Source organism: Bacillus sp. P14.5 (assembly GCF_003316765.1).
Classification (GTDB): domain Bacteria; phylum Bacillota; class Bacilli; order Bacillales; family Bacillaceae_B; genus Rossellomorea.
This window is the reverse complement of sequence record NZ_NIJF01000113.1, coordinates 14,086-27,758: the sequence shown is the minus strand read 5'-3', so window position 1 is coordinate 27,758 and position 13,673 is coordinate 14,086. Positions and strand designations below refer to the sequence as shown.

Below are 13,673 nucleotides of genomic sequence, written 5' to 3'. Positions count from 1 at the left end.
TAGACAATTATACTATTTAAAATGCCCTTATTATATTTATATGTTATATACCCTATTTTACCAATGGAAGTGCATAAATTGAAAGGATTTTCATTAAGAAACTTGTCGGAATTTCCAGGGAAATTATTTAGATAGTGTTTAGCCGTATTTATTAAGGGAAAACACGGGCAAAAGTGCAAGCGCTATGCTCAGCCTCGAAAGCCAAATTTTCCTAAAAGTATGAATAAAAAAGACCTCAGAAAATTCTGAGGTCTTAAGTTAATTAATTTTTATACTGTGCTTTATATTGACCGAATTCCTTTTCAGAACAGTACACGAAGTGTCCAGGAGCAACTTCGCGAAGCTCTAATTGATCATCTTCTGTATAGTTATGAACTGCTGGATCGTAATTTTTACGCTTACGGGAGCGTTCATAATCCGGATCCGGCAATGGGATCGCAGAAAGAAGCGATTGAGTATAAGGGTGAAGCGGATTCTTGTACAAGGAATCACTTGGAGCAAGTTCTACAAGTTTACCATAATACATTACACCGATTCTATCACTAATATACTTTACCATTGAAAGGTCATGCGCAATAAAAAGATATGTTAATCCTTTTTCTTTCTGGAGGTCCTTCATCAGATTTACAACCTGAGCCTGGATTGAAACATCTAATGCAGAAATCGGCTCATCAGCGATGATGAAATCAGGATCCACGGCAAGTGCTCTCGCAATACCTAATCGCTGGCGTTGACCGCCGGAGAACTCATGCGGATAACGGTTCGCATGTTCTTTATTCAAGCCGACTGTCTCTAAAAGTTCGTGAACTTTTTTCAGTCTCTCTTCTGAAGAAGAAGCTAATCCGTGAATATCAATTCCTTCCGCAATTAAATCCGCCACCTTCATACGAGGGTTAAGGGATGCATAAGGATCTTGGAAGATCATCTGCATTTTACGGTTGAACTTTTTAAGCTCTCGGCGCGATTTCTTTCCATGTACATCTTCACCTTCAAACAAAACCTGTCCGTCAGTCGCATCGTATAGGCGGATGATGGTTCTGCCTGTGGTGGATTTACCACAACCGGACTCACCAACGAGCCCTAAAGTTTCTCCTTTATAAATATCAAAAGAGATATCATCCACAGCTTTTACCATGTTAGGTTTTCCCGGATTGAAATATTGCTTTAAGTTTTTGATTTCAAGTAATTTTTCAGCCATTATGAACGAACCTCCTCGAGTAATACCGGCTCATCATAGTTGGAAGGCATTGTACGCTGCCTTAATTTAACAGCTTCCGGCGGCTCGACTACAGGAGCGTTCGGATGCAGTAACCAAGATTTGACAAAGTGTGTATCAGACACTTTATAAGTCGGCGGTTCTTGTTCGAAATCGATCTTCAGAGCGTACTCGCTTCTAATTGCGAAAGCATCCCCTTTTGGAGGGTTCATCAAGTCAGGAGGAGTACCAGGTATCGCTTTAAGCTGCTGACCTGTTTCAGTGTCCAGTGTCGGCATGGATGCAACAAGGCCCCAAGTGTAAGGGTGTCTTGGATCATAGAATATCTCATCCACTGTACCTGTTTCAACAATCTGTCCTCCATACATTACTGCTACCCTGTCTGCCACGTTTGCCACAACGCCTAGGTCATGTGTGATGAAGATGATCGATGTATCGATTTTGTTTTGCAGATCTTTCATCAATTCAAGGATTTGAGCCTGAATTGTAACATCCAATGCCGTTGTCGGCTCATCCGCGATTAAGATTTTCGGGTTGCAGGCAAGCGCAATCGCTATTACAACACGCTGTCTCTGACCGCCAGAAAATTGATGAGGATACTGTTTGAAACGGCCTTCAGGATTAGGCAGACCAACAAGCTTCAGTAATTCGATCGTACGCTTTTTCGCATCCGACTTACTCATGTTCTGATGCTTTAACAGCGGCTCCATGATCTGTTTTCCGACTGTCATTGTAGGGTTGAGAGATGTCATTGGATCCTGGAAGATCATTGAAATGTCTTTTCCTCGGATCTTCTGCATATCTTTTTCTTTAATCTTAGCTAAATCTTTGCCTTCAAAGTTAATCTCACCGTTTTTGATGAATCCTGCCGGATGAGGTAAAAGCTTCATGATAGCTTTGGTTGTAACTGACTTACCTGAACCAGATTCACCAACGATTGCAAGCGTTTCACCTTTATCAAGGTGAAAATCCACGCCTCGGACGGCTTTAACTTCTCCCCCGTATGTTGTGAAGGAGACTTCTAAATCTTTTACATCTAATACTCTGCTCATATTTTCTACTCCTTCCACTATTTACGCATCTTAGGATCGAGGGCATCACGCAGTCCATCAGCAAGCAGGTTAAAGCTCAGGATTATAAGTGAGATAACTACAGAAGGAATTAACATCATATGTGGATATGACTGTATCGATCTGTATCCATCGTTTACAAGGGAGCCTAATGAAGCTTGAGGTGCAGCGATACCCAAACCGATAAAGCTTAAGAAAGCTTCAGTAAAGATTGCGGCAGGAACTGTAAACATGGTCGTTATGATAACAGGACCCATTACGTTAGGAAGCAAGTGTTTCCAAATCAATCTGTTGCTTGATGCACCTAGTGTACGTGACGCAAGTACAAATTCTTGATTTTTCAACTGCAGGATCTGCCCCCGGACTATCCGGGCCATGCCGGTCCAGCCGGTTATTACCATAGCCATCGTTATCGTAAACAATCCAGGTTCAAATACCAGAATGAACAGGATAATAACAATCAAGTTAGGAATTCCGACTAAGATCTCAATGATACGCTGCATGAAGTCGTCAATTCTGCCGCCATAGTAACCAGATACCCCGCCATATGCAATTCCGATAATTAAGTCAATTGTAGCTGCAAGTACACCAATGTACAGAGAAATTCGTGTTCCCTGCCATGTTCTTGTCCATAAGTCACGCCCTAAGTCATCTGTACCAAACCAATAATTCTGCTCGACTTGACGCTGTTCATAGACGTCGTTACCGTTCTTATCAATTCCATCAAACCAGCTTATCCCAGAAAGGGCTTCGATTTTTGGAGGCAATTTAGCATGGCGGATGTTTTGGTCTTTATAAGACATTTCTGTCATCCCTGGTCCAATGATAGCCATGAAGATTACAAGAATCATAATAGCTAAACCAATAATTGCTCCTTTGTTTTTGAATAGGCGCAGCCATGCATCATGCCAAAAGCTGAGGCTCGGCCTCCCTATGATTTCTGATTCTGAATCGCTTGCACGGCGTGGTTGGAAAAGGTCAGGGTTAATGTTCTCTAAGTTTTTTCTATTGTTAGTTTCCATTATTTCTTCCCTCCAGCCAAACGAATACGAGGGTCAATTATTCCATACAGGATGTCCACAAGGAAAATAACTCCTATGAATAAAACACTATAGAATAAGGTTACACCCATTATTACTGTGTAGTCACTTGTGTTGATTGAGTTGACGAATTGTTCCCCAAGACCCGGTACTGAGAAGATTCGTTCAATTACCAGCGTACCTGTCATAATACCGACCGTCATTGGGCCTAAAATTGTGATGATCGGAATCATTGCATTTCTGACTCCGTGCTTTAAAACTGTCGCTGTCTTTGTAATACCTTTTGCTTTGGCCAGAAGGATATAATCTGAACCTAGGACTTCCAGCATTTCTGTTCGCATAAAACGGGCGATTGTGGCTACAACTCCAACAGTTAAAGCCAGAGTAGGCATGATCGTGTATTCGAATCCACCCCATAATGCTACAGGCAGCCATCGGAGTTCAACCCCAATCCAATATTGCATAAGACCCGCGAAAACAAATGATGGTATTGAAATACCTAATACAGCGATAAGTGTTGCACTATAATCCAGCCATGAATTATGTCTTAATGCTGCAATAATCCCAAGTGCTAATCCGATAAATGTTCCTAGTACGATTGCTTGGAATCCAAGTTGTGCGGAAGGACCAATACGCTGACCGATAATGTCTGTAACCGGGCGGTTGTCGTATTGGAATGACAATCCTAGATCACCTTGCGCTAAGTTTGTCATATAAGTTACGTATTGTACTGGGAGAGGATCGTTCAAACCATACTTATCCAGGATGATTTCCTTCTGTTCTGGTGTCAGCTTTTCTTGGTTTGTAAGCGGCGATCCAGGAAGGAGCTTCATAAGGAAGAACGTGGCTGTTGCAATGATGAGTAAAGTTAAAAACATATAAGCTAGTCTTTTCATAGTATATCTGATCACTCTTTAGCCCCCCTTTTTCTTTTTATTTTTTTGGCTACCCTACATATTATATCTTATTTCGACAAATTTTCAATCTATTTCTTAAATTGCAATTTCTTTTAAACACTCAGGGAAAAAGGAGAGCGTATGCCAATGCATACACTCTCCTTTTGAAAGTTTGTTTCATTGAGCGCTTATATGTTACTCAATGTGTGCCCATTTGTAAGATGCATCTGCACCGAAAGCGTGGCGAAGGATTCCTTTTACGTAAGGTCGTTCAAGGTAAGCAACACCTCTTTGGTACATTGGAGAAATTGCTGCATCTTCAAACAAGATTTTTTCAGCTTCTAGCATTGCATCCCAACGAGCTTGCTCATCATCAAGCAATGTAGTTTTAGAATCTTCAATCAATTTGTCGTAATCAGGGTTAGAGTAGCCCATTTGGTTATGAGCACCGTCAGTTACGAACATGTCAACAAATGTCATTGGATCTGGATAATCCGGGCCCCAGCCAGCGAATGAGAAGTCATAGTCGCCTGCAGACTCAAGATCAAGTTTTTGTGCGAAAGGCTGTTGAGAGATTGTTACAGTCAAACCTTCAAGGTTTCTCTCCAACTCTTCTTTAAGGAACTCTCCAACTTTTCTTGAACTTTCAGAATCATAGTTCAATAGTTCAAGAGAGACTTCTTCAAATCCAACTTCTTCTTTAGCTTTAGCCCATGCTTCTTTAGCAGCTTCAATGTCAGTTTCGTTGAAGTTACCGTTAGTTTCACGGAAGTCAGTTCCGTCAGGACCGTATACGAATTCTTGTGGTACAAGGTAGTAAGCAGGGATAGATCCGTTGTTAAGAAGTACATCTACAAGACCTTGTTTATCCCAAGCCATATCGATTGCTTTACGTGCATTAACATTAGCTAGAGTTTCATTTCCTTGGTTAAAGCGAAGGAAGTAAACAGCTGTGTCTGCACGTGTTTTGAAGTTTTCGTCATTTCCATATTGATCAACGAACTCAGCAGAAAGACCTGCGATATCCGCTTTTTCTGTTTCGTAAAGGTTAACACCTGTTGCAGTATCTTTTACGATGTTGAAGTTGATTTCTTCAAGCTGAACAACATCAGCTTCCCAGTAATCAGCATTCTTTTGCAGTTGGAAGCTTTGCTCATGTTTCCAGTCGCTAAGTACGAAAGGACCATTGTAGATAGAAGTGTTCGCTTCAAGACCGTATTGATCGCCTTGCTCAGTTACGAATGCTTCGTTTTGCGGATAGAAAGTTGCGAAAGAAAGAAGAGCGTCGAAGTAAGGAACTTGTGTTTCAAGTTGAACTTCAAGAGTCTTTTCATCCACTGCTTTAACTCCAAGCTCGTCTAGAGGAAGATCACCAGAGTTAACACCTTCTGCGTTTTTGATATCATACATGATGTATGCATATTCAGCAGCAGTATCAGGATTCAAAGCTTTTTTCCAAGCATATTCGAAATCGTTAGCCGTTACAGGATCACCATTGGACCAAACAGCGTCACGGATTTTGAAAGTGTATGTTTTGCCATCTTCAGAGACAGTAGGCTCTTCTGCAGCCATACCAAGAACAGCTTCATCGTTTTCACCTAAACGGTAAAGACCTTCGTAAACCTGGTTCATTACATTGAATGAAACAGAATCAGTTGCTAGTGCTGCATCCATAGATGGGATCTCAGATGCTTCTAGCAGGTTAAGTACTTGTGCTCTCTCTTCTTCAGCAGGCTCTTCCTCGCCGCCGTTATTTCCAGAGTTAGCGTTATTTCCGTTATTTCCTGCGTTGTTGCCGTTGTTTCCGTTGTTACCGCCGCAAGCAGCCAGGAAAGTTGCTAGTGCCAATAATAGCACTAAAAGAAATGAAAACTTTTTCTTCATCTTGAAATTGACCTCCTCGTATTTCATATTTATTTATCTTCCGATTTATCAGAAGATTCGTTTTCTATTATACAACATACAGAAATTATTGCAATATTAATTTAACAGTTTTTTTGCAAAATTATCACAACACCTCACAAACCCTTATATACCAACGTTTTATAAACTTATTAAATGGTGTAAAAACTATTACAATCTTTACAATAGTAGCTGACAGAGCATACATTTCCAATATATACATATTTATTATTCGTATTAATAGAGAGTCTAATCTTATTTTTATGCATATTAATGAATTTTTATTTCCTGCATTTAATTTCTTCTATTGTTATTTATATTCTACAACCTTCTATTAATATAGCTGTTGTCAGAATTAATTGAATATTACTCAAAATACTAGAATGAATATATATTTAAAAAATCTTGATAATACCCTTATGTATTCGTTATACTTATAAAAAATAATGTTGGTGAATAGAATTGAGAAGAGTATTTTTTTCAGTATTAACAATATATCTGCTCTCTGCTGTCTTATCATTTTTCTCCGGAGAGGATTTCAGGCTGGGAATCATCAATATTTCCTTTTTGATTGGAATGGGTCTCCTGGTAATAGGCGGATTGATGAAAGTGGTTGAATCAGGTTTCTTCAATGGAATACAATATGCTTTTAAGCGTTTCCGGAAGAGTACAAAAGAGGGGAGCTATATCTCCAAATTCGATGATCTGGATGATACAAGCGAGGCATACCAAGAGTTTAATAAAAGGAACAATTATCCTTTAACAGCGCCTATCCTGTTAAGCGGAAGCTTTGCAGTAGGCGTGGACCTGATTGTCTCCTATGTTTTCTATACTTGATTTTGGTATCTTTATTCTTTTATAATCATTTCTGGATAATAATCATGCGATGACAAAGAGTAGTACACACATATTGTTTTTTCAGAGAGTTTGTGGCTGGTGCGAACAAACAACAGGTGTGTGGAATGGACTTTCGAGCATCATCAGTGAACTGAAGTAGCTAATGACGGCAGCCTTCCGATATCCGGGCACCATGTTATCATGGACCAAGCGGCCTTTCGGGGCAACTTAGGGTGGCACCGCGGAAAATCCATTCGTCCCTATTTTTATGGGCGGGTGGATTTTTTTGTTTATTTATACTATTAGAAACAAACATTTTGAATGGAGGAATGGAAATGGAAACGATTTTCAGCGGAATACAGCCAAGCGGTACGATAACCTTGGGGAATTACATTGGAGCTCTTAAGCAATTTGCAGAACTTCAGGAGGACTATAATTGTTACTTTTGCGTCGTCGATCAGCACGCTATCACGGTTCCGCAGGACAAGCTGGAGTTAAGGAAGAACATTAAGAGTCTTGCAGCACTTTATATAGCAAGCGGAATTGATCCTGATAAATCTACATTATTTATTCAATCCGAAGTCCCTGCTCACGCTCAAGCAGGCTGGATGCTGCAATGTGTCGCCTACATAGGAGAGCTTGAGCGGATGACTCAATTCAAGGATAAATCCCATGGAAAAGAGGCTGTTTCGGCAGGCTTGCTTACTTATCCTCCATTAATGGCTGCGGATATCCTGCTTTACAAGACAAATCTGGTGCCTGTGGGAGAAGATCAGAAACAGCATCTTGAACTGACCAGGGACCTGGCAGAGAGATTCAATAATAAATACAACGATATTTTCACTGTTCCTGAAGTAAGGATACCTAAAGTTGGTGCAAGGGTGATGTCCCTTCAGGACCCATTGAAAAAAATGAGCAAATCAGATCCCAACCAAAAAGCTTTTATCACTCTCTTGGATACTCCTAAACAAATAGAAAAGAAAATCAAGAGTGCGGTGACTGACTCTGATGGTATTGTAATATACGACAAAGAATCAAAACCAGGAGTTTCGAACCTTCTATCTATTTACTCTATTCTCACTGATACCAGCATCGAAGATTTAGAAGCCAAGTATGAAGGCAAAGGCTATGGAGATTTCAAAGGAGATCTTGCCGAAGTTGTGGTGAATGCCCTGGCCCCTATTCAGCAAAGATACAACGAGCTTATTAATTCAGAAGAGCTTGATGAGATTCTTGATAAAGGCGCCGAGAAAGCTAATTTTGCCGCGAATAAGATGGTTAAAAAGATGGAGAAAGCCATGGGACTGGGCAGAAAAAGATAATAAACATCTAAGGGGGCTTCACCTGTTTTACTGCACAGATTGTTTAAGTGATTAGAGAGAAACCTTAATATTGGGGAAATCCTTTTACTGTGATTTTTCTTAAAGCAGCAATGTATGACTTGAAACAGTTTTAGGTAAGGAGTGATTTTACAGACTAAAAGAGGCTGGGGACATATGTAGAAAACTAATCGATTCAAGTTGAAATAATCGAAAATAAAACCGCTTGAGATCAAGTTTATATACTTGACTTCATGCGGTTTTTTTATTTTATTAGGCTCTATTTAAAAGATGTTGCTCTTAAGGTTATTTACCGCTTTTTCCTGTACGTATACGGATTGGAGCGGAAGGTGTGCGACCTCCTGCGGGACTAGCGGGACAGGTGAGAGCCCACAGGCAAAGCCGAGGAGGCTCACCGCCCGCCCCGCGGAGTCGTGCAGCTGGAGCGGAAATCCATTCTTTTTACTCAGTTACATTCTTTACGAAGAGAGCCTTTAAATACGGTTTTGTCCCAGCCTCTTTTAGTTTACTTTTGGACGGTTTTCCATTTCCCACAGTTTCTCGAAAAACGGCTGTCCTTTTATTAGATTTTCACAAAATAGTAAATGCTTATCTGTCCATCCATCTTTTGTTTCTTCAAAAAGGCTTTGCCACGCTTCTTCAAAGTCCAGGGATTGAATTCTTTCATAGTTTTCTGGTGTCCACTCAGTACACCAATACCTGATTTCCGCGGTGTTTTTTGAAGAGTGCAGCTGATCAAGCGCCATGAACATCAATTGCTTCAGCTGCCGCTCTCTCCTGGTCAAACCACTCATAATAGTTGGTTTGGGAGAAAGAATATGATAATCTTTTTCCGATTTTTCCTGAAGGAAATTATATCTGTACGGCTCTTGATCTTCTGTCATCTCATATACCAGCTGTTCCTGACGGGGAATGATCCGGCTTTTCCTGATTGGCATGGAATAGCCGATTGTATCCACAGCTAATATGCCTGTCCCATCTGTAACAATAAAGCAGTACTCCAATTGGATTCTCTCATGGTTTTTCCTCAGATATGCTTTCTGGTAGATATCATTGAGCAGTGACTGAGGCAGTTCTGACAAGTCATTCTCTATGTAATGGAAAAACTCAGGTGTTACTTTGATAAGAGGCACCTGATCAAGAAGTTCAATAACATCCTCTTTCCTCCACTCATGAAAATGACAAATATTATAACCGTTTTCTTCACCTTCAAACCAATTTACCCATACATCATGAAGATATAGCATGATTGACCCCTCGCTTCACCCTATTTGTCAATCAGTATAGGCAATCCACACCCAATTTATTCCTTCTGAAATACTTTTTCCAACACTATTTAAAAGACCTTTATACATGACCAGCTGAAAATCTAATCTGCGATTCAATTCTCTTCTTCTTTCCGTTGGTAAAAAATTATTTATAGCAGGAAACGCTTGATTTCCACATTTATTCTCTAAGCTAGTTCTTTCTTGAAGGAGAATAAATGGAGATAGTAATCAATAAGATACCAGCGAGGAGAAGATAACTTTCAATCCTTCCTAGGATAAATTGAAAATAGTCCGGAAACGTCAATCCAGCAGCCAGTAAGTTAAGGTACATTATCAGAGTTACTCCACCCGATACGGATAATCCAAATCCTATTACTAAGACAAATACTCTAAACATCATTCCTTCCGCCCTTACCGTCCAGATTTTCAATATATTCATTTTCTCACCTTTTCTGCTTGTCCATGTACTAGCATTCTATGATGAGATAAAGGGATATATGAATGTTCCTAAAGGAAGAAAATCATGGAGGATTTCCAGGGAAGACAGGTTCTTTACTAAGTTACTTCTTAAGCCTTTCTGACTAGCCTGATGTATGTCATAATCACAAAAAGCCCTCAAGTATCATTGAGGACTCGTTACCGTCTTTAGTATTCCAGGTCTTTTTCATCTTCTATAAATCGATCAGAATCAAGGTTCATCATTTCTTTTGCTGACAATCCCTTACTCTTCCTGAATTTACCTACTATATAGTAGCCTAGAGCATAGCCCAGCATGTTTGGGTATTTCCCTCTTCCCAGAAGAAGCTGATCATGCTTGGAGTCTTCTCTTCTTAGGTGAAGTTCATTTTTTACATGCTGATTCCACAACTTTTGCAGAAGGAGCTCACTATATTTCTTTGTCCAGCTGCTGACATACTGGTCGCCGCAATATTCTTTCACAGCATCTTCCGCTAGACCTTCAAATATGAGGGAGTCCAGCAGCGTATATTGTTCAGGGTTTTTCTTTAACAGGTTCATCCTTGTACAATGGTGATACTCATGGACAAATAATGCTTCCCATTCCTTCTCATCCTCTTCGTCAGAAAGAAATAAGTAAACTTCCTCTTTAAAGGAGACACCCGATTTCTTTAAACCACTGCTGAAAATCCCCCTGGAAGCTTGCACAGGAAATATATATACCGGTATTGAAGGTCCCTTCCACAATGCACGGTACTTTTTATAATATGTATTGATCTTTTTCCAAGCATCGCGCTCTTTCAGCGAAAGAATTATCTGTTTCGTATATAAGGAAGGCGTGTACATACCAAAGGATTTCAGATAGCTGTATAACTCAGCTGCTTCCTTGCTTGTCATCCCTTTCTTCATTAGCAATTTCTCAGGATCTTGAGCATATTCGTCCAGCCATTTACCTGTCTCAACAATTCCCATTAAACAACCTCCCTTTTCAGTCTTTTATTAAAAATTGATTTAGTTCCGTTCCCTTTCTTCTAACTTATTCTGTTATCTGTTCAAATAAACCAATCACTCAGTGGAGCACCTTGTAATATTGAGAAGTCTCCTTAAAAAAAGACTGTTTCATAAGGATTTCTTAATCCTTATGAAACAGTCTAAAAAATCATTTATACTTTTTAAATACGATTGTTGCATTATGGCCGCCAAATCCAAGTGAATTACTCATAGCCACATTAACTTCCGATTTTCTTGCCCCTTCTGTAACATAATCCAAATCGCAATCAGGATCAGGTGTCTCAAGGTTGATCGTTGGCGGAAGTACATTATCCTTCAGTGCGAGAACAGAGAAAATCGCTTCAACTCCGCCGGCTGCTCCAAGGAGATGGCCGGTCATGGATTTTGTTGAGCTGACAGCCAATTTGTACGCATGATCATGGAATACTTCTTTGATTGCCATTGTTTCGTATTTGTCATTGTAAGGAGTGCTGGTTCCATGTGCGTTGATATAATCTACGTCTTCAGCGGAAAGGCCTCCATCTTCAAGGGCGATTTTCATTGCCCTCGCACCGCCTTCTCCACCTGGCGCAGGAGCCGTAATGTGGTGGGCATCCCCTGTTGAACCATACCCTACGATTTCGGCATAGATTTTCGCTCCGCGGGCCAGTGCATGCTCAAGGTCTTCCAAGACGATGATTCCCGCCCCTTCACCCATGACAAAACCGTCACGGCCGGCATCGAACGGCCGGGATGCTTTACTTGGATCATCATTTGTGGATAGAGCTGTATTGGCACAGAAGCCTGCCATGGACATTTTGGTAATCGGCGCTTCGGTTCCGCCTGTCACCATTACATCTGCATCTCCGCGCTGGATGACTTTAAAGGCATCCCCGATTGAATTAGTCCCAGTGGCACAAGCTGTCACTGTACAAGAGTTGATGCCTTTCGCACCAAGCAGGATGGAAACCTGTCCGGCAGCCATATCTGGAATGATCATAGGAACGAAGAAAGGGCTCACCCGGCGGTATCCCCGCTTCTGGAAAGTCTCAAATTGATTTTCGAATGTTTCCATTCCGCCTATCCCCGAACCAATCCAAACTCCAACACGGTTGGCGATTTCATCTGTGATTTCTAGGTTTGCATCTTTCACTGCCATCATGGAAGCTGCCACCGCGTATTGAGTAAAGCGGTCCATCTTCCTCGCTTCTTTTCGTTCAACATATTGCTCAGGATCGAAACCTTTTAGCTCTGCAGCCACTTTTGCAGGATATTCATCCGCGTCCAGCCTTGTCAACGGGCCAACGCCGCTCTTCCCATCGAGTATACCCGACCAAGTTGTTTCTATATCATTACCAAGCGGAGTTACCGCACCTAATCCTGTTACTACTACTCTGCGCTTATTCACTTTCATTCCATCTCCTTTTTTGTTGGCTGTTTTCGCATAAATTGTTGCTTTCGGATATCCCCGGATACTAAGGGATTTCTCTCTAATCGGGGAAAGTAGCTCTTTTCTTTTCATGATCACCGGGTTATTAAGATGAATGATGATTAGTTTTTGGAATTAGTTCCAAATAGCAACAAAGTTTACGAAAAGAGCCTTTTGGTTATAGAAGAAATGCATTATTTTAAAATCTGCTCTAATTCGTTACCTTCCCCATCTAAGGGCTATGGCGCCCCAGGTTAATCCGCCTCCGAAGCCTACCATCACAAGGACATCATCCTCTTTTATCTTGCCGGCTTCCAACTCCTCAACCAGTGAAATCGGAATGGATGCAGCCGAAGTATTTCCATACTTATGAACCGTTTTGGACATCCTTTCCTCAGGAAGTTCAAGACGCTGCCTTGAAGCTTCCATGATTCTGATGTTCGCTTGATGCGGGATAAGAAAGTCTACATCTTCTTTTTTCAGTCCGGCTTTTTCTATGACATTGATGCTGGATTCTCCCATCTGCCTTACAGCAAATTTAAAGACTTCCCTGCCATTCATATAGATAAAAGCGTCATCCTGGAACAAATGCTTTCCACCGGAACCATCAGCACCAAGTTCAAAAGAAAGAATTCCTCTTCCCTCGGAAACCGGCCCCATGACTACTGCTCCTGCTCCATCTCCGAAAAGGACGGCTGTATTCCTGTCATTCCAGTCAGTGATTCCAGAAAGCTTTTCAACTCCAATTACCAGGACATGCTTATAAGCCTTGTTTTCAATGAACTGCTTAGCGGTGATCATCCCATACATGAATCCGGCACACGCTGCACTTACATCCATTGCAGCTGCTCTATTGGCCCCCAGCCGTTCCTGAAGGATTGTTGCAACAGAGGGAAACGGCCGGTCGGGTGTAACAGTAGCCACAAGGATCAAATCGATTTCATCCGCAGAAATGCCGGCATCCTCGATGGCCTTTTTAGCCGCTTCATAACTCATATCCGAGGTTTGCATATCATCCCCCGCAATTCTTCTTTCTTCGATGCCAGTCCTCGTACGGATCCATTCATCTGATGTATCAACCATCTTCTCTAAATCGGCATTCGTTATAACCTTTTCAGGCAAATATCTCCCAATCCCGATAACACCAGCATTCATATAAAGTCCCTTCTTTCTGGTTATATTGCCGCAGCAGCCGATGACACTTAGGTCGAGGCACTGCGTATGTATAC

The 13,673-nt window shown here is 41.2% G+C and carries 12 protein-coding genes and 1 other annotated feature; of the genes, 2 read left to right on the top strand and 10 right to left on the bottom strand.

What is annotated here, in order from left to right; translation table 11 throughout:
* Positions 1–262: 262 nt before the first annotated feature.
* The 5 genes from B9Z54_RS22025 to B9Z54_RS22005 form a co-directional block, all read right to left on the bottom strand.
* Entirely contained in the window at positions 263–1,198 is a 936-nt protein-coding gene (locus B9Z54_RS22025; RefSeq protein ID WP_113930501.1) for an ABC transporter ATP-binding protein, read from the bottom strand.
* A complete protein-coding gene (locus tag B9Z54_RS22020) occupies positions 1,198–2,268 on the bottom strand; it encodes an ABC transporter ATP-binding protein (protein ID WP_113930500.1) in 1,071 nt (356 codons plus the stop codon). The genes B9Z54_RS22025 and B9Z54_RS22020 overlap by 1 nt, the downstream gene beginning before the upstream one ends.
* 17 nt (positions 2,269–2,285) lie before the next feature.
* Entirely contained in the window at positions 2,286–3,308 is a 1,023-nt protein-coding gene (gene opp3C, locus B9Z54_RS22015) for an oligopeptide ABC transporter permease (protein ID WP_113930499.1), read from the bottom strand.
* On the bottom strand, positions 3,308–4,237 hold the full coding sequence (opp3b, locus tag B9Z54_RS22010; protein ID WP_113930498.1) for an oligopeptide ABC transporter permease: 930 nt from the start codon (positions 4,235–4,237) through the stop codon (positions 3,308–3,310). The genes opp3C and opp3b overlap by 1 nt, the downstream gene beginning before the upstream one ends.
* Positions 4,238–4,417: 180 nt before the next feature.
* Positions 4,418–6,106 (bottom strand): peptide ABC transporter substrate-binding protein, encoded by a 1,689-nt coding sequence (locus tag B9Z54_RS22005; protein ID WP_113930497.1) that lies wholly within the window; start codon positions 6,104–6,106, stop codon positions 4,418–4,420.
* A gap of 480 nt (positions 6,107–6,586) precedes the next feature.
* Between B9Z54_RS22005 and B9Z54_RS22000 the strand changes: the two genes are divergently transcribed.
* Positions 6,587–6,961, top strand: a complete 375-nt coding sequence (locus B9Z54_RS22000; protein ID WP_113930496.1) for a DUF3899 domain-containing protein — start codon at positions 6,587–6,589, stop codon at positions 6,959–6,961.
* Positions 6,962–7,001: 40 nt separating this feature from the next.
* Positions 7,002–7,226, top strand: a binding site (T-box leader).
* A 70-nt stretch (positions 7,227–7,296) separates the two neighbouring features.
* Positions 7,297–8,283: a tryptophan--tRNA ligase gene (gene trpS / locus B9Z54_RS21995; RefSeq protein ID WP_113930495.1), complete on the top strand. Its 987-nt coding sequence runs from the start codon at positions 7,297–7,299 to the stop codon at positions 8,281–8,283.
* A gap of 518 nt (positions 8,284–8,801) precedes the next feature.
* Here the strand turns inward: trpS and B9Z54_RS21990 are convergent.
* The 5 genes from B9Z54_RS21990 to B9Z54_RS21970 all read right to left on the bottom strand — a co-directional run bounded on the left by B9Z54_RS21990 (position 8,802) and on the right by B9Z54_RS21970 (position 13,599).
* On the bottom strand, positions 8,802–9,548 hold the full coding sequence (locus tag B9Z54_RS21990) for a YjbA family protein (protein WP_113930494.1): 747 nt from the start codon (positions 9,546–9,548) through the stop codon (positions 8,802–8,804).
* A gap of 211 nt (positions 9,549–9,759) precedes the next feature.
* The gene (locus tag B9Z54_RS21985; protein WP_345840759.1) at positions 9,760–9,999 is read right to left on the bottom strand and encodes a YuzI family membrane protein; all 240 of its coding nucleotides are present in this window, start codon (positions 9,997–9,999) and stop codon (positions 9,760–9,762) included.
* A gap of 215 nt (positions 10,000–10,214) precedes the next feature.
* The gene (locus B9Z54_RS21980; protein ID WP_113930493.1) at positions 10,215–10,997 is read right to left on the bottom strand and encodes a DUF2268 domain-containing putative Zn-dependent protease; all 783 of its coding nucleotides are present in this window, start codon (positions 10,995–10,997) and stop codon (positions 10,215–10,217) included.
* Between the two features lie 187 nt (positions 10,998–11,184).
* Complete coding sequence (gene fabF, locus B9Z54_RS21975) at positions 11,185–12,423, bottom strand: beta-ketoacyl-ACP synthase II (RefSeq protein WP_113930544.1); 1,239 nt, start codon at positions 12,421–12,423, stop codon at positions 11,185–11,187.
* A 240-nt stretch (positions 12,424–12,663) separates the two neighbouring features.
* On the bottom strand, positions 12,664–13,599 hold the full coding sequence (locus B9Z54_RS21970; RefSeq protein ID WP_113930492.1) for a beta-ketoacyl-ACP synthase III: 936 nt from the start codon (positions 13,597–13,599) through the stop codon (positions 12,664–12,666).
* Between the last annotated feature and the right edge of the window lie 74 nt (positions 13,600–13,673).